Annotated in this window: 14 protein-coding genes; 4 read left to right on the top strand and 10 right to left on the bottom strand. The window is 67.0% G+C overall.

The genetic code is table 11. The features are described from left to right. From BMX57_RS17255 to ade, 9 genes are all read right to left on the bottom strand, one after another. The gene (locus BMX57_RS17255) at positions 1-837 is read right to left on the bottom strand and encodes an OmpA/MotB family protein (protein ID WP_092370256.1); all 837 of its coding nucleotides are present in this window, start codon (positions 835-837) and stop codon (positions 1-3) included. Between the two features lie 92 nt (positions 838-929). Continuing rightward, positions 930-1451, bottom strand: coding sequence for a glutathione peroxidase (locus BMX57_RS17250; RefSeq protein WP_092370124.1), 522 nt, complete (start codon positions 1449-1451; stop codon positions 930-932). A gap of 66 nt (positions 1452-1517) precedes the next feature. Next, positions 1518-3521: a hydantoinase/oxoprolinase family protein gene (locus BMX57_RS17245; RefSeq protein WP_092370121.1), complete on the bottom strand. Its 2004-nt coding sequence runs from the start codon at positions 3519-3521 to the stop codon at positions 1518-1520. Positions 3522-3591: 70 nt separating this feature from the next. Next, entirely contained in the window at positions 3592-4632 is a 1041-nt protein-coding gene (gene queG / locus BMX57_RS17240; protein ID WP_092370118.1) for a tRNA epoxyqueuosine(34) reductase QueG, read from the bottom strand. Between the two features lie 57 nt (positions 4633-4689). Next, on the bottom strand, positions 4690-5355 hold the full coding sequence (fzlA, locus tag BMX57_RS17235; protein ID WP_092370115.1) for an FtsZ-binding protein FzlA: 666 nt from the start codon (positions 5353-5355) through the stop codon (positions 4690-4692). A 57-nt stretch (positions 5356-5412) separates the two neighbouring features. Then, positions 5413-6168 (bottom strand): monofunctional biosynthetic peptidoglycan transglycosylase, encoded by a 756-nt coding sequence (gene mtgA / locus BMX57_RS17230; protein ID WP_092370113.1) that lies wholly within the window; start codon positions 6166-6168, stop codon positions 5413-5415. Between the two features lie 109 nt (positions 6169-6277). Next, positions 6278-6565, bottom strand: a complete 288-nt coding sequence (locus tag BMX57_RS17225) for an HU family DNA-binding protein (RefSeq protein WP_092370110.1) — start codon at positions 6563-6565, stop codon at positions 6278-6280. A 129-nt stretch (positions 6566-6694) separates the two neighbouring features. Next, positions 6695-8158, bottom strand: coding sequence for an AMP nucleosidase (locus tag BMX57_RS17220; RefSeq protein WP_092370107.1), 1464 nt, complete (start codon positions 8156-8158; stop codon positions 6695-6697). After that, positions 8155-9957 carry an adenine deaminase gene (gene ade, locus BMX57_RS17215; RefSeq protein WP_092370104.1) on the bottom strand — a complete coding sequence of 601 codons (1803 nt, stop codon included), beginning with the start codon at positions 9955-9957 and terminating at the stop codon, positions 8155-8157. The genes BMX57_RS17220 and ade overlap by 4 nt, the downstream gene beginning before the upstream one ends. Positions 9958-10077: 120 nt before the next feature. On the opposite strand from ade, the gene BMX57_RS17210 reads away from it, so the two are divergent. Beyond that, positions 10078-10497: a VOC family protein gene (locus BMX57_RS17210; protein ID WP_092370101.1), complete on the top strand. Its 420-nt coding sequence runs from the start codon at positions 10078-10080 to the stop codon at positions 10495-10497. Positions 10498-10529: 32 nt separating this feature from the next. Here BMX57_RS17210 and BMX57_RS17205 read toward each other — a convergent pair whose 3' ends face one another. Then, positions 10530-11471, bottom strand: coding sequence for a GlxA family transcriptional regulator (locus BMX57_RS17205; RefSeq protein ID WP_092370098.1), 942 nt, complete (start codon positions 11469-11471; stop codon positions 10530-10532). A 74-nt stretch (positions 11472-11545) separates the two neighbouring features. Here BMX57_RS17205 and BMX57_RS17200 point away from each other — a divergent pair, with 74 nt between their 5' ends. The 3 genes from BMX57_RS17200 to BMX57_RS17190 all read left to right on the top strand — a co-directional run bounded on the left by BMX57_RS17200 (position 11546) and on the right by BMX57_RS17190 (position 15797). Then, positions 11546-12706 carry an acyl-CoA dehydrogenase family protein gene (locus tag BMX57_RS17200; protein ID WP_092370095.1) on the top strand — a complete coding sequence of 387 codons (1161 nt, stop codon included), beginning with the start codon at positions 11546-11548 and terminating at the stop codon, positions 12704-12706. 274 nt (positions 12707-12980) lie between these two features. Beyond that, positions 12981-15008, top strand: a complete 2028-nt coding sequence (locus BMX57_RS17195; RefSeq protein ID WP_177175489.1) for an acetate--CoA ligase family protein — start codon at positions 12981-12983, stop codon at positions 15006-15008. Between the two features lie 3 nt (positions 15009-15011). Continuing rightward, the gene (locus BMX57_RS17190) at positions 15012-15797 is read left to right on the top strand and encodes a carnitinyl-CoA dehydratase (protein ID WP_092370089.1); all 786 of its coding nucleotides are present in this window, start codon (positions 15012-15014) and stop codon (positions 15795-15797) included. Positions 15798-15816: the final 19 nt, after the last annotated feature.

Below are 15816 nucleotides of genomic sequence, written 5' to 3'. Positions count from 1 at the left end.
TCAGTTCCGCAGGAATGTCAGCTCGATCCGGTTGTTCCGGGCGGCCATCGGGTTGGGGGCGACAAGGCTGCGGTCGGCATGGCCGGTCACGCGCTGCATGCGGGCGGGTTCCACACCCAGCGCCTCGAGCTCGGTGCGCACGCGCGTGGCCCGTTCGGTGGACAGGTCCCAGACCGGATTGCGGGCCAGGACCACGGGATGCGCCCGGACATGCCCGCTCAGCGCCAGCCCGTTCGTGACGGTTTGCGCGGCCTGGGCCAGCGCGCCCAGCAGCCCACGCAGCACCGGCGTCGGGGTGCCGTCATGCGGCTCGAACAAGGGCTGGTCCGGCGTGGCGAACAGCTCGACGATCAAACCCTCGTCGGTGACCCGGGTCACGATGTGCCTGCGCAACGCGTCCGAGACCAGGCTTTCACCGCTCCGCCCCAGCAGCGTCTCTTCGAGCTTGCGGAATTCCTCGCCCTCCGGCCGGCGTTGGTCGGACAGGTCGACGCCCAGCGTGCCCCGCGCCTGATGCGATTCGGTCGCGTTGCGCTCGCTGGCGCCGCGGTCGTTTTGCACCATCTCGAATTCGGAGAACAGCGTGTCGCCGCCAAAGGCACCGTCGCCGCCGCCGGACACCGGACTGACCGGAACCGAGGGCGAGAAATAGTCCGCCAAGCCTTTGCGTTGCTTCTCGGTCGTTGCGTTCAACAGCCACATCAGCAGAAAGAAGGCCATCATGGCTGTCACGAAATCCGCATACGCGACCTTCCATGCGCCGCCGTGGTGGCCTTCGCCGCCCACGACCTTCTTTCGCTTGATGATGACCGGCGCCGCATTGCTCTGCGCACCCATTTCCACCACCTTCATATCACCCCCCATCGGGATAACCGGGCAGGCGTTAAGGCGCGGCTAACGTTTAAAATCGTCGCAAAGTCTGAGGCGGCTCAGGGCAGCAGCCCCTCGATCCGGTCGACGATCTTGCGGGAATCCGGGCGCGTCGCTGACCCATATGTCGCGACGACATCGCCATCCGGTCCGATCAGCACCTTGTTGAAGTTCCAGCGCGGCGCGAACCCGGTGGCCGACCTGACCGACTTGTAGAACGGGTGCGCATCCGGCCCGGTAACGGGCGTGATATCGGTCATGGGAAGGTCGAGATCATAGTTCAACTCGCAGAAGGCCTTGACCTCAGCGGCGCTGTCCAACTCCTGGTTGAAATCGTCAGACGGCACGGCCAGAACCACCAGCCCACGGGCCTTGTAGGCATCATAGACCTTTTGCAGAGCCGCATATTGTCCCGTGAAGGCGCATTGCGACGCTGTGTTCACGACCAGCACCGGCCGCCCGCGCCAGGCCTCCAGCGAATGCGTCCCTCCGTCGATCGAGGCGAAAGTACCGCCCACGCCACGAGCGACAGATGGCGCAGCGGCGAGTAGGGCGAGAATGACGACAATAATACGCAGCATGATGGTTCCTCCGATCCTGATACGGCTGCGGTTGCGCAAAGGATCACTCTTGTGACCGCTGCAGCGTCACCCGACCGCCATGCGGGGCCGGCCGCTGCCTTCGACAGTCAAGGTGGCCTCGACAAACACTTCCCGCGCCTCGACCTGCGCGGTGCGGATGTCGCGCGCGACCGAATGGCGGATCTCTTCGGCGCCCGCCGCGCGCAGCTCGGTCGCGACCTGAAGCCTCAGGGAGTCCTCCAGCTGTCGCAACGCGGCTTCCGGGTCGGCGTGATCCTCGGGGCCGTGGTCGAGATGCACACGGTATTTCCCCTCCGCCGGTGTCGTGATCGTGCCGCTGCGCCGCACCGTGACCCGCCCCACCACGGCGCCGATGGCGTTGGCGACGTCTCCATGCTCCGGCAGGATCACCGGGCAATGCAGCCGGTCGCCGACGGCCGGGTAATAGCTGGCCGCCGAGGCGCCCAGCCCGACCACCTCGATGTTCAGGGCGGCGTCCAGCGCCAGCAATCCGCGATGCCGCGACAGACCGGCCCGCAGCAGGACATGCCGCGCCATGTCCTCGGGCGGCAGGTCGAACCGGTCGCGTTCTTCGGAAAATGCAGTCTCTAACAAGGCGATTTCGGTCTGGCAGGTCAATTGATCCACGATCATGCGCGCCAGCGTCTCGGCCCCGTCGGCCAGGCGATTGCCGGATCCCACCCGTTTGCGGGCAACCAGATCCAGGCCCTTGCGCGCGGCCTCGGAATCCCAGTCATCCATCCGGCCCAGGACATTGCTGGCATCGGTCGGAGTGATGCCCGCCACCTGCACCAGCCCGCGACCCGTCAGACGCTCCAGCGCGCCATGATCCATCCGGTTGCGCAGCACTTCGTCGAGTGGCGCCACGCGCATCCCGATCCGCTCGAGCAGCGCACATTCCCGCGCGCCCAGCCCGTCCTTGGGCGCCTGCGACAGCGCGCGGACGAACCGGGCATCGTGGTCTCCGGGGGCCGTGGCGCGCAGCTGGCGGTCAAGCGCCCGGTGCACGACATCCGGGGCCTGTCGCGCCAGCAGCGACAGCGGCAGGACCCGCCGTGGCCCCAGCGTGACACCACCATCGAGGCCCGCGATGCGGGGATGCACCTGGCTGTCGCCGCCAAGCCCGTGGGTGCGCATCGCCACCGCCTCGACCATGGTCCGGAACCCGCCCACAAGCGCGCCTTCGGGGTCGATGGCCGGCCGCCCGTCGCGGATCAGCGCAATGTCCGTGGTGGTGCCGCCGATATCCGAGATCAGCGCGTCGCTGCGCCCGGTCAGCCAACCCGCGCCGACGATCGAGGCGGCCGGCCCGCTGAGGATGGTCTCGATCGGCCGCGCACGCGCCTGATCGGCCGACATCAGCGCCCCGTCTCCGCGCACCACCATCAGCGGCGCGGTGATCCCCAGCCGGGCCAGTTCGGCCTGGGCCTGCGCGATCAGATCGTCGATCATCCCGATCAGCCGGGCATTCAGAACCGCCGTCAACGCCCGCTTGGGGCCATTCAGTCGGGCCGAAAGCTGATGCGAACAGGTGACGGGCCGACCGGTGATCTCGGCGATGATCCGTGCGGCGCGCGACTCGTGCGTCGGGTTGCGCGTCGCGAACTGGCCGGCAACGGCGTAGCCCGAAACCTCGCCGACCGTCTCCAGAAAAGCGCGCAGGGCGGACTCATCCAACGGCGCGGCCTCGGTTCCGGCATGTGTGTGCCCTCCGGACAGGGCCAGAACCGGGTCGCCCTTGAGCGCCTCGGCCAAGCCGTGCCGGTTCAGGTCGGCCGGGCGGAAGCCGATGCCGACAAGGGCGACGCGCCCGCCCTGGCCCTCGACCAGCGCATTGGTGGCAAGCGTCGTCGACAGGGCGGTCAGCGACACCTCACCGGCCTGAACCGCTGCACGATCCAGAACGGCCTGCACCGCCGAGCCGATGCCAAGGGCCAGGTCGGGCCGTGTGGTCAGCGACTTGGCCGAGGCGACCACCTCGGTCTCGTCGCGGATCAGAACCGCGTCGGTATAGGTGCCGCCCGTATCGATCCCAACTGCCAGCGCCATGCCCGTCCCCTCGGAATGCCCTTGACGAGAAGCTGTACCCGCCTGATGCGCGGCGTCCAGCCCGTTTGCGTCATTCAGGCAGTTTCGCCAGCGCCCAGCGCGCCGCGTCGACGACCGTGGGATCCGCGTCGTCGGCGCGGGCCCGGGCCGCCGGGCGAAGCGAGGGATCCCCGGAATTCCCGATCGCATAGAGAACATTGCGCACGAACCGGTCGCGGCCGATCCGCTTGATCGGCGAGCCCGAGAACATTGCCCGGAAACTGGCATCGTCCAGGCCGGCCAGATCGGCCAGATGCGGAGCCTCGAGCGCTTCGCGCGCGGCATAGCGCATGTCGCTCGCCGCAACGGCGAACTTGTTCCAGGGACAGACCGCCAGGCAATCGTCGCAGCCATAGATCCGGTTGCCCATCTTGCCGCGCAACTCTTCGTCCACCGGACCCTTGTGCTCGATGGTCAGATAGGAAATGCAGCGCCGCGCATCCAGGCGGTAGGGGGCCGGAAACGCATCCGTCGGGCAGATGTCCAGACAGGCCCGGCAGGAGCCGCAATGATCGACCTCCGGCGCATCGGCCGGCAGGTCCAGTGTTGAAAAAACAGACCCTAGAAAGGCCCAATTGCCCCAATCCCGGCTCAACAGGTTGGTATGCTTGCCCTGCCAGCCAAGCCCGGCAGCCTGGCCAAGGGCCTTTTCTGGCACCGGCGCGGTATCGACGAAGACCTTGACCTCGCCACCCGCCTCGGCAATCAGCCAGCGCGCCAGGCGTTTCAGCCGTTTCTTGACCAGATCATGATAGTCGCGGTTGCGTGCATAGACCGAGATCGCGCCCCGGTCGGGCCGCTCCAGGATCGCCAGCGGGTCCTGTTCGGGCGCATAGCTCTCGGCCAGCATGATCACCGATTTGGCCTCGGGCCACAGCGCCGCGGGGTTGCCGCGCCAGTGCATGCGCTCGGCCATCCATCCCATCTGCCCGTGATACCCGGCCTCGACAAAACCGGCCAACCGCCCGGGCACTTCGGGCACGTCCCAGGGCCGGCAAAGGCGGGCCGCCACGAAGCCTTCTTCCAGGGCCTGGGCAACAAGTTTCTGCTTGAGCGCTGATCCGTCCTTCATCTGGCTGACAATACCTTCGTGGCAAGAGGGGAAGGCCCGCCTCGCCCATGCAACCTATCAGAAATCCAGGTCGGCGTAATGCGGCGGCGGCCGGAAGCCCGGCACCTGGTCGGCCAGGATCGAGCGGAAGGCCGGGCGCGACTTGACCTTGGCATACCAGTCCTTGACCACGGTCGAGCGGTTCCAGTCCACGTCCGAGATGTAGTCCAGCGAGCTCAGATGCGCGGCGGCGGCGAAATCGGCCAGGCTCATCCGGTCGCCGGCAAGCCAGCGGCGGTGGTCCAGAAGCCAGGCCATGTAGTCCAGGTGATACTTGATGGCCTTGGCGCCGTCCTTGACGTTGCGGCTGTCGGGATAGCCCTGGCCCGTAACCTTCTTGTTGACCCGCTCATAAAGCAACTTGGAGGTCACCTCGCTGTGGAACTTGTCGTCGAACCAGCCGACCAGGCGGCGCACTTCGAACCGGCCCGCGGCATCGGCGGGCATCAGTGGTGGTTCCGGGCGGGTGTCCTCGATGTATTCGCAGATCGCGGCGCTCTCGGCCATCATGCGCCCGTCCAGCTTGATCACCGGGACCTTGCCGGCGGGGTTGCGGCGCAGGAAATCGGGATCGCGCTCCCAGTAGCGTTCCTCGACCAGCTCCACTTCGACGCGCTTCTCGGCCAGCGACAGGCGGACCTTTCGGCAGAACGGAGACAGGGTGACGTGATAAAGGCGCGCCATGGGGTTCCCGAAAACTATTGCACTGAGTTCCAGCAATGCCCCGCAATGGCGGGATTTTCAATCCTCGAAACAGTCGGCGCGCCCGTCTGCGCGGATCGTGGCCGCGCCTGACCGGATCGCGGCCGCCCTTTTGCGCAGCCAGGGCGACGGGTTGGCGGCGGATCGCGACTTGGGCGCGGGCAGGACCGCGGCGATGCGAGCGGCCTGTGTCGGGGTGAGGGCATCCGCCTTCACGCCAAAAGCCGCCTGCGCCGCGGCTTCGACTCCGAACACGCCTTCGCCCATCTCGGCCACGTTCAGATAGACTTCGAGGATCCGGCGCTTGGACCAGATCGCCTCGACCGCCGGCGTGATCGCGGTCTCAAGTGCCTTGCGGATCCAGCTGCGCCCTTGCCAGAGAAACACGTTCTTGACCACCTGCTGCGAGATCGTCGACGCGCCGCGCCCGCGCCCCTCGTCGATTGCGGTGCGGATCGCCTCGACGTCGAACCCCCAGTGCAGGCAGTAGTTGGCGTCCTCGGCGGCGACCACCGACCGGGCCATGACCGGGGCGATACGGTTCATGTCGACCCAGCTGCGCTCGACCGATCCCAGCTGGCGTTTCTCGGCCCAGATCGTGTGGGTCATGGGCGGATCGACCACGGCAAACAGCACCACCAGAGCGAGGACCGCGATGATGAAAACGGTCGTGGCCCGCAACAGCAAGAAGCCCAGCCAAGCCAATGGCCGGAACGGTCGCTTGGCCGCCGGCTTGCGGTCGGCCTTGCCCTTGCCCCTGGTCTTGCCGCCCTTGCGTACTGCCTGTTTTGCCATGCGTGTTCTCTAGGTCATCGGACGGGAGCAGGCAAACCGTGTCTGTGCCCCGGAATGCAAAAGGGCCACCAACCGGCGGCCCTGTGCAGGTTCTGCCTGGGCAGCGACCTCAGCCGTTGACGCTGTCCTTGAGGGCCTTGGCGATGGTCATCTTGACCACCTTGTCCGCCGGCTTGGTAAATGTCTCGCCGGTTGCCGGGTTGCGCACCTGGCGCTCGGGCCGTTCGCGGCAGTAGATCTTGCCGACGCCGGGAAGGGTCACGGCACCGCCGGCCGACACTTCGCGGGTGATGAGGCCGGTCATCGCTTCGAGAGCGGCGCCAGCGGATTTCTTGTCAGTTCCCATTTCCTCAGCCAGTGCGGTGACAAGCTGAGTCTTGGTCATAGGCTTTGCCATTTCTTGGTCTCCTTGCTGAGCCCGATCTCTAGGGCCTCAATGCGTAACTCTAACGGTATCTTGTGGGTTAGCACAACGAATAGTGGCGCGGAAATCCCAAAAATATGGGGTTTTCGGCGTTTTTTTGCGTCAGAGGAAGGCGGTTTCGTCGAAAGACCGCAATTTCCGGCTGTGCAACCGCTCCAGAGGCATCCCGCGCAGCCGTTCCATCGCCCGGATTCCGATGTTCAGATGGCGGCTGACCTGCGTCGTATAGAACTCCGAAGCCATGCCAGGCAGCTTCAATTCGCCATGCAGCGGCTTGTCCGAGACACAGAGCAAAGTGCCATAGGGCACCCGGAACCGGTAGCCGTTGGCGGCGATCGTGGCGCTCTCCATGTCCAGCGCGATGGCGCGCGACTGGCTGAGCCGCTGCACCGGGCCGGAGTGATCGCGCAGTTCCCAGTTCCGGTTGTCCACGCTGGCGACTGTGCCGGTACGCATGATGCGCTTCAGCTCATAGCCCTCCAACTCGGTGATCTCGGCCACCGCCTGTTCCAGCGCGACCTGGATCTCGGCCAGCGGCGGGATCGGCACCCAGGACGGCAGATCGTCGTCCAGCACCTTGTCATCGCGCAGATAGGCATGGGCCAGGACGAAATCGCCCAGCGCCTGCGTGTTGCGCAGCCCCGCGCAATGCCCGACCATCAGCCAGGCATGCGGGCGCAGCACGGCGATATGGTCGGTGGCGGTCTTGGCGTTGGACGGCCCCACCCCGATATTGACCAGCGTGATGCCGTTCCCGTCCTTGCGCTTGAGGTGATAGGTCGGCATCTGCGGCAGCTTGAACGGAACCTCCAGCGCCGCGTTGGGGTCGGTGATCTCGGCATTTCCCGTGGCGACGAAGCTGCAGTAGTCCGAGTCCGGATCGGCCAGCTGTGCGCGGGCATAGGCCTCGAACTCCGACACGTAGAACTGGTAGTTGGTGAACAGCACGTGGTTCTGGAAATGCTCGGGGTCGGTGGCCGTGTAATGCGCCAGCCGGGCCAGCGAATAGTCGATCCGCTGCGCGGTAAACAGCGCCAGTGGTTCGCTGGCGGCCCCGGGCGGCAGCGTGCCGTTGACGATGTCGTCATTGGTGGATTCCAGATCCGGCACGTCGAAGACGTCGCGCAGGGTGAAACTGGCCGCACCCTGCTGCGGCACGGTCAGGGCCGGGTTGTTGGCCACGGCGAAATGCACCGGAATGGGTGTCTGCGACGGGCCGATCGACACCGGTACGCCGTGGTGGCGGATCAGCAGGCCGATCTGCTGGGTCAGGTAGGACCGGAACAGGTCGGGCCGCGTGATCGTCGTGGAATGGGTGCCGGGATGGGAGACATGGCCGAAACTCAGCCGCGTGTCGATGCGGGCATGGCTGTTGGTGGTTATCCGGATCTCGGGATAAAAGGCGCGGATGCGCCCGGCGGACGCGCCCTGCGCCATCGTCTCGGCAAAGCTGTCGCAGAGAAAGCCCGTGGCCTCGGTATATAGCTGTTCCAGCCGGGCGACCGCCGCCTCGGCATCGTCAAAGTCCTGGTGATCCGGTTGATCCGGCGTGTTGATATGAGTCATTCCAGAGGTTCCAATAGCTCGATCTTCTCAAAGCTGCGGACGTCCACCAACCCCAGATCCGAGATCCTCAGTTCGGGGATGACGACCAGTGCCAGCAGCGAGTGTTGCATATAGGCGTTGTTGAGCCTGCAGCCGCAGTCGCGCATCGCGTCGACCAGCGCCTGGGCCTTGCCGGCGACCTCCTGCGCGGGGCGGTCGGACATCAGCCCGGCGATCGGCAGTTCGACCAGTGCCAGTTCCTGCCCGTCGCGCCAGAGGGTGACGCCGCCGCCGACCTCGGCCAGCCGGTTCGCGGCCAGCGCCATCTGCGCGCGATCCGTGCCCACGACGATCATGTGGTGGCTGTCATGGGCCACGGTCGAGGCCATCGCCATCCGGCCCCGGTAGCGGAAGCCCGAGACCAGCGCGTTGGTCACGCCGCCGCTTGCCCGGTGGCGTTCCACCAGCGCGATCTGGCAGATCTCTCCGTCGCTTTCGACCAGCCCGTCGCGCACCGGCATGTCCGCCTTCAGCGCCTTGGTCGGGGCCTGGTTTTCGACCACGCCGATCACGTTGGCGCGCACCGAGTTCGCGCCTTCAGGTGCCTTGATCTCGAAATCCGCCGCGGTCTTGGCGTCGCCCAGGTTCACCGTGTCGCGGGCATGGGCGGGCCAGTGGAAATGCGGGCAATCCACCGTGATAGAGCCGTTTTCCGCAACAACGCGGCCGCGCGCGATGACCATCTCGATGGGCAGTTCGCTCAGGTCCGAGCTGAGGATCACATCCGCGCGCCGCCCCGGCGTGACCGAGCCGATCTCGCGCTCGAGCCCGAAATGAGTGGCGGTGTTGATCGTGGCCATCTGGATCGCCACAAGCGGATCGCAGCCGCAGGCAATGGCGTGGCGCACCACACGGTTCATGTGCCCGTCATTGACCAGCGTGGCCGAGTGGCAATCGTCGGTGCACAGGATGAAGCTACGCGGATCCAGCCCCTTTTCGGTGATGGCGGTGATCTGGGACTCCACATCATACCACGCGCTGCCCAGCCGCATCATCGACCGCATCCCCTGCCGCACGCGGGCAATCGAGTCGGCTTCGCAGGTGCCTTCGTGGTCGTCCGCCGGCCCGCCGGCCACGTAGGCCGCGAAATCCGGGCCCAGATCGGGCGAGGCATAATGTCCGCCCACGGTCTTGCCCGCGCGCTGGGTCGCGGCGATCTCGGCCAGCATCTTGGGATCGGCCGCCGATACACCGGGAAAGTTCATCATCTCGCCCAGGCCAACGATCCCCGGCCAGGTCATCGCCTCGGCCACATCTTCGGGCGTGATCTCGTACCCGGTCGTCTCCAGCCCCGGCGCCGAGGGCGCGCAGGAGGGCATCTGGGTAAAGATGTTGACCGGCTGCATCAGCGCCTCGTCATGCATCATGCGCACGCCGTCGAGGCCCAGAACGTTGGCGATCTCGTGCGGGTCGGTGAACATGGACGTGGTGCCGTGCGGGATCACCGCGCGGGCGAACTCGGCCGGGGTCAGCATGCCGGATTCGATATGCATATGCGCGTCGCACAACCCGGGCAGAATGTAGCGGCCAGCCGCCTCGATCACCCGTGTGTCGGGTCCGGTGCAATGGCTGGCGTCGGGGCCGACAAAGGCGATGCGCCCTTCGGTGATGGCAACGCTGTGGCCCGGCAGCGCCTCGCGGCTGTGAACGTTGATCCAGACCCCATCGCGGATCACCAAGTCGGCCGCTTCGCGACCCGCGGCGACGGCAATCAGGCGCGGGGCGACATCGGGCCAGCTGGGAAAGGGTGCGTGTTCCATGGCGCAATCTTCCTCAATGGCGCGGCGGGCGCAAGGCCCCGCGGCCCGCTGCGCGGAAAACCTCGGCTCGAAGCCGTCAATTCCCTTGCCCGCCGCGCCGCCGCGCGCAAATGTGGACGGATGGATTACGAGACGGTCAGCGCCGACGACTTCGGCCGGTCCCTGCGGGGGATCGGGCTGAACCTGCTGGTGCGCGACGTGCCCGAGCAATGCGCCTTTCTAGAGACTGTTTTCGGCATGATTGCGCATCGGGTCTCGGCCGATTTCGCCATCCTGACCTATGGCGACCAGGTGTTCCAGCTGCATTCCGACGGCACCTATGCGGCAAACCCCCTGCTGGGCCTCTTGCCGGAAACACCGCCACGCGGCGCGGGCATCGAGATCCGGCTTTACGACACCGACCCGGATGCCGCCGCGCGTCGGGCCGAGGATCGCGATGCGCATGTGCTGCAACCGCCGACCGACAAGCCGCACGGCCTGCGCGAGGCGTATATCCTGTGCGAGAACGGCTATGCCTGGGTGCCCAGCCGGCCGAAATGATGCCTCATGGCCCGGACCGAATGTGCCGCGGGTCATGACGCCCGCAGCGCGCGCGGGCTACAGCCGAATTCCAGCCGGAAGGCCCGGGTCATTGCGCTGGCATCCGCATAGCCCGACCGCAGGGCGATCTCGGCCACCGCCATGTCGGTCTCAGTGACCAGCTTGCGCGCCAGGTTCAGCCTGAGCCGCCGGTAGACCTGCGCCGGGGTGGCGCCCAGTTCTGCACGCATCCGCGTCTCGAGCGCCTTTTGCGTGCGGCCAGCCTGCCGGGCAACCTCGGCGACGGGCAGCGGCTCTTCCAGGTTGTCCTGCATCACCGCCAGTGCCCGGTTGACCCCGATGCTGCCGGGCCCGGCCCCGCCGGCATGTGAACGTGCCGATCCGCGGGCCATGAACAGCTGGGACACTTCCACGGCGAGCGCCTGCCCGTGATCGCGGCCGATCAGGTGCAGCACAAGGTCGAAGGCCGCCATCGCACCGGAACAGGTGATGCGGCGTCGGTCGATCACGAACCGTTCGCGCCGCGCCAGCACGTCGGGAAAGCGCTCGGAGAAGCCGGTCAACTCCTCCCAGTGGATCGTGGCCCGATACCCGTCCAGCAGGCCGGCCTCGGCCAGCAGCCAACTGCCGGTGTCCATCCCCGCCAGAACACCGAACCGCCGCGCCGCCGCACGCAGCGCCGTCTGGACCGGCCAGGTGCCCAGCTGTCGGAAGCCGTAGGAGGGCATGACCATCAGCATGTCGCCCGCCGCCTCGGCCAGGGTGCCGTGCGGATGGACCTGGAGGCCGCTGGACGACGAAACCGGATCGGCCGCGCAGGTCAGGAACCGCCACTCATAGAGCGAGTGCCGCGCCAGCGTGTTGGCCGCGCGCAGCGGCTCGACCGTGTTGGCAAGGCAATGGTTGGAGAAGCCGTCAAAGAGCAGGATCCCGATCTGCTGCGCCGCGGCGCGAGGTTTTGTCCATCTCTGCATGAAAACGGTCTATCCCTGCACGATCTCAACGACAAGGCGCGGGACACTGTGCCGGGGCCTTGGGGAGCGGTGACATGCAATTCGGTCTGTCGGACGAACAGGAGATGATCGCCGCCACGGTGCGGAGCTTCGTCGAGAACGAGATCTACCCGCACGAGGAACTGGTCGAACGCACCGGGGACGTGCCTCGCGAAATCGCAGAGGACATCCGGCGCAAGACGCTCGGGCTGGGATTCTATGCCTGCAACTTTCCCGAAAGCATCGGCTGCGCCGGGCTGAACCATCTGGAATTCGCGCTGGTCGAGCGCGAGCTGGGGCGCGGATCGATGGCGCTTACGCATTTCTTCGGCCGGCCGCAGAACATCCTGATGGCCTGCGAGGGCGAACAGGTCGACCGCTATCTGATGCCGGCGGTCCGGGGCGAGCGCATGGACGCGCTGGCGATGACCGAGCCCGGCGCGGGATCGGATGTGCGCAGCATGACATGCGCCGCACGGCGCGAGGGGGGCGACTGGATCGTCAATGGCACCAAGCATTTCATCTCGGGCGCCGACCACGCGGATTTCGTGATCGTGTTCGTGGCCACCGGCGAGGACATCACGCCGAAAGGCCGCAAGAAGCGCATCACCGCCTTCCTCGTGGATCGCGACACGCCCGGATTCGCCATCCGCGACGGCTATCGCTCGGTCAGCCACCGGGGATACCGGAACATGATCCTCGATTTCGACGATTGCCGCCTGCCGGATGCCCAGGTCCTGGGCGCGGTGGATGGCGGGTTCGAGGTGATGAACACCTGGCTCTATGCGACCCGCATCACCGTGGCTGCGATGTCGGTGGGTCGGGCGCGGCGGGTATTCGACCTCGCGCTCGACTTCGCCGCCACGCGCGAGCAGTTCGGCCAGAAGATCGGCAAGTTCCAGGGCGTGTCATTCCAGATCGCCGACATGATCACCGAGATCGATGCCGCAGATCTGCTCACGTTGGCCGCCGCCGACCGGCTGGACCAGGGGCTGCCCGCCAACCGCGAGATCGCCTCGGCCAAGCTTTACGCGTCCGAGATGCTGGGGCGCGTGACGGATGCGGCGATCCAGATCCACGGGGGCATGGGGCTGATGGACGATTTCCCGCTGGAACGCTTCTGGCGCGACGCGCGGGTCGAGCGGATCTGGGACGGCACCAGCGAAATCCAGCGCCACATCATCAGCCGCGAATTGCTGCGGCCGCTGGGCGCATGAGCGTGGATCGAATGGGCCTTGCCCATCCGACAGGAGCGAGGGGCCAGCCCCTCGCGCTCCCCGGGATATTCTCAGCAAGAGGAAAAGGGGGCGGTCTAGTGACCACCCCCCGCAGAAAGAGTGTGACCTCTTCCCCTTGCACGGTCATCGGCGTCCCCGCCTGTACCGTGACACAAACTTGCCGCAGAAAGGTGAACAAACCCCTGCTTCCTCTTGCTAAAAATATCCCCGCCGGAGGCTCCCGTCGGTGCCGGGATCGCGAGGGACGGGGGTGATGTGCAACCTGTCGCGCCTGTTGCGGCCCGAGAGCATTGCGGTGATCGGGGGCGGTGACTGGGGCCGATCGGTGATCGAGCAATGTCGAAAGATGGGGTTCTCCGGGCCGATTTGGCCGGTGCACCCGTCGCGCGAAGAGGTCTCGGGATTGCCGGCCTGGCGATCGGTTGCGGATTTGCCGGGTGTGCCCGATGCTGCCTTTGTCGGCGTCAATCGTTTGGCCACGATCGAGGCGGTCCGGGCGCTTTCGGCCGGTGGCGCGGGTGGCGCGGTGTGTTTCGCCTCGGGCTTTCGCGAGGCATCGGCGGAGGATGAGAGCGGGGCCGGGCTGCAGGCGGCGTTGCTGGCCGCGGCGGGGGACATGCCGTTTCTCGGGCCGAACTGCTATGGGTTCATCAACTATCTCGATGGTGCGTTGCTGTGGCCGGACCAGCATGGCGGGGTCCGGACCGATCGCGGTGTTGCGATTGTCGCGCAGAGCTCGAATATCGCGATCAACCTGACGATGCAGACCCGTGGCCTGCCGCTGGCCTATATGGTGACCGCAGGAAACCAGGCCCGCTGCGGGCTGGCCGGGATCGGGGCGCATCTGATCGAGGATCCGCGCGTGAGCGCGCTGGGGCTCTACATCGAGGGAATCGGCGATCTGCGGGCGTTCGAGGCCCTTGCGGCGCGGGCCGGCGCGCTGGGAAAGCCGATCGTGGCGTTGAAGGTCGGCCGCTCGGACCAGGCCCGGACCGCCGCGGTCTCGCATTCCGCATCGCTGGCCGGAAGCGAGGCCGGCGCGCGCGCCTTCCTCGACCGTCTGGGGATCGCGCGGGCCGCCACCCTGCCGGAGTTCCTCGAGACGCTCAAATTGCTGCATGTTGCGGGGCCTTTGTCGGGAACCCGGATCGCATCCGTCAGCTGTTCCGGGGGCGAGGCCGGCCTGGTGGCGGATATCGCCCCCGAACATGGCCTGGGCTTCCCGCCTCTGACGCCGCACCAGCAGAGCGCGTTGCGGTCGGTTCTGGGGCCGATGGTCGCCCTGGCCAATCCGCTCGACTATCACACCCATGTCTGGCGCGATGTTCCGGCGATGACGCAGGTGTTTGCGGCGATGACCGGGGCGGACCTGGCGATGACCTTGCTGATCGCCGATTTTCCGCGTGCCGATCGGTGCGACGCTGCTGATTGGGACTGCGTCGTGGAGGCCGCAATCGGGGCGCATTTGCAAACCGGGCGGCCGATGGCGGTTGTCGCCACGCTGCCCGAACTGATGCCCGAAACGGTGTCGGCGCGCCTGATGGCGGCGGGGGTTGTGCCGTTCTCGGGCCTGTCCGAGGCGCTGGCCGCCTTTGCGGGCGGCCGCACCCCGCAACCGGCCCCGCCGCCGCCGGTGATGCTGCCGGAGCCCGTGGCGCCTGCCCCGGTTCTTGCCGAGGGCGAGGCCAAGCGGCGGTTGCAGGACTTCGGCCTGCGGGTGCCGCGCGGCCGGCGCTGCGCCGATGCTGCGGCTGCGGGCCGGGCCGCCGCGGCGCTGGGCGGTCGGGTGGTGTTGAAGGGCGAAGGGATGGCGCATAAGACCGAGGCGGGCGCCGTTGTCCTGAACCTGTGCGGAGCGGACGAGGTTGAAGGGGCGGCCCGCGCCATGCCGGCCGAACGGTTCCTGGTGGAGGAGATGGTGGGCGGCGCGGTAGCGGAACTGCTGATCGGCGTGGTCAAGGACGCGGCGCATGGCTATGTGCTGACGCTGGGCGCCGGCGGCATCCTGGCCGAATTGCTGGACGACCGGGCCTCGGTGCTGCTGCCCGCGACCGACGCGATGATCTGTGATGCGCTGGACGGGTTGCGCATCGCGCCGCTGCTCGCCGGGTATCGCGGGCGCCCGCCGGCAAGGCGTGACGCGATTCTCGCTGCGGTCCGGGCGGTTGCGGACTATGCTCGGGCCCATGCCGCAACCCTGGAAGAGATCGAGATCAACCCGCTCATCTGCACGCCGGACGATGCCGTGGCAGTGGATGCGCTGATAAGACAAAGGGAGTGAGCCATGACCGACGGCCCGGTGAAGACCCAACGCAACGGCGCGGTGCTGGAGGTGGTTCTGGACCGCCCCAAGGCGAACGCGATCGACCTGAACACCAGCCGGATCATGGGCGAGGTGTTTCGGGAGTTCCGCGACGACGACAGCTTGCGGGTGGCGATCCTGACCGGCGGGGGCGACAAGTTCTTCTGCCCCGGATGGGATCTGAAGGCGGCCGCCGAGGGCGATGCGGTGGATGGCGACTATGGCGTTGGCGGGTTCGGCGGGCTGCAGGAGCTGCGCGACATGAACAAGCCGGTGATCGCGGCGGTCAACGGAATTGCCTGCGGCGGCGGGCTGGAACTGGCGCTGAGCGCTGACCTGATCCTGGCCGCAGATCACGCCAGCTTTGCCCTGCCCGAGATCCGCTCGGGCACAGTGGCGGACGCCGCCAGTGTCAAGCTGCCCAGGCGCATCCCCTATCACATCGCCATGGAGCTGTTGCTGACCGGGCGCTGGTTCGATGCCGCCGAGGCGCATCGATGGGGGCTGGTCAACGAGATCCTGCCGCAAGAGCAGCTGATGGCGCGCGCCCGAGAGCTGGCCGACCTGCTGGCCGCGGGGCCGCCGCTGGTCTATGCCGCGATCAAGGAAATCGTGCGCGAGGCCGAGGATCTGAAGTTCCAGGACGCGATGAACCGGATCACCCGGCGGCAGTTTGCCACCGTCGATACCCTTTATTCGTCGGAGGATCAGCTGGAAGGCGCCCGCGCCTTTGCCGAGAAGCGTGCGCCCGAGTGGAAGGGGCGCTAGGGGGCTCCGTCCTCGCCGC

Source organism: Cribrihabitans marinus (assembly GCF_900109035.1).
GTDB classification, from domain to species: Bacteria; Pseudomonadota; Alphaproteobacteria; order Rhodobacterales; family Rhodobacteraceae; genus Cribrihabitans; species Cribrihabitans marinus.
The sequence above is the reverse complement of the archived record's forward strand: the minus strand, read 5'-3'. Positions and strand labels throughout refer to the sequence as shown.

What these genes read in the sequence shown, in the direction of transcription:
- BMX57_RS17255 (WP_092370256.1), bottom strand. Translation starts at nt 837, where the DNA reads ATGGGTGCGCAGAGCAATGCGGCGCCGGTCATCATCAAGCGAAAGAAG.
- BMX57_RS17250 (WP_092370124.1), bottom strand. Translation starts at nt 1,451, where the DNA reads ATGCTGCGTATTATTGTCGTCATTCTCGCCCTACTCGCCGCTGCGCCA.
- BMX57_RS17245 (WP_092370121.1), bottom strand. Translation starts at nt 3,521, where the DNA reads ATGGCGCTGGCAGTTGGGATCGATACGGGCGGCACCTATACCGACGCG.
- queG (WP_092370118.1), bottom strand. Translation starts at nt 4,632, where the DNA reads ATGAAGGACGGATCAGCGCTCAAGCAGAAACTTGTTGCCCAGGCCCTG.
- fzlA (WP_092370115.1), bottom strand. Translation starts at nt 5,355, where the DNA reads ATGGCGCGCCTTTATCACGTCACCCTGTCTCCGTTCTGCCGAAAGGTC.
- mtgA (WP_092370113.1), bottom strand. Translation starts at nt 6,168, where the DNA reads ATGGCAAAACAGGCAGTACGCAAGGGCGGCAAGACCAGGGGCAAGGGC.
- BMX57_RS17225 (WP_092370110.1), bottom strand. Translation starts at nt 6,565, where the DNA reads ATGGCAAAGCCTATGACCAAGACTCAGCTTGTCACCGCACTGGCTGAG.
- BMX57_RS17220 (WP_092370107.1), bottom strand. Translation starts at nt 8,158, where the DNA reads ATGACTCATATCAACACGCCGGATCAACCGGATCACCAGGACTTTGAC.
- ade (WP_092370104.1), bottom strand. Translation starts at nt 9,957, where the DNA reads ATGGAACACGCACCCTTTCCCAGCTGGCCCGATGTCGCCCCGCGCCTG.
- BMX57_RS17210 (WP_092370101.1), top strand. Translation starts at nt 10,078, where the DNA reads ATGGATTACGAGACGGTCAGCGCCGACGACTTCGGCCGGTCCCTGCGG.
- BMX57_RS17205 (WP_092370098.1), bottom strand. Translation starts at nt 11,471, where the DNA reads ATGCAGAGATGGACAAAACCTCGCGCCGCGGCGCAGCAGATCGGGATC.
- BMX57_RS17200 (WP_092370095.1), top strand. Translation starts at nt 11,546, where the DNA reads ATGCAATTCGGTCTGTCGGACGAACAGGAGATGATCGCCGCCACGGTG.
- BMX57_RS17195 (WP_177175489.1), top strand. Translation starts at nt 12,981, where the DNA reads ATGTGCAACCTGTCGCGCCTGTTGCGGCCCGAGAGCATTGCGGTGATC.
- BMX57_RS17190 (WP_092370089.1), top strand. Translation starts at nt 15,012, where the DNA reads ATGACCGACGGCCCGGTGAAGACCCAACGCAACGGCGCGGTGCTGGAG.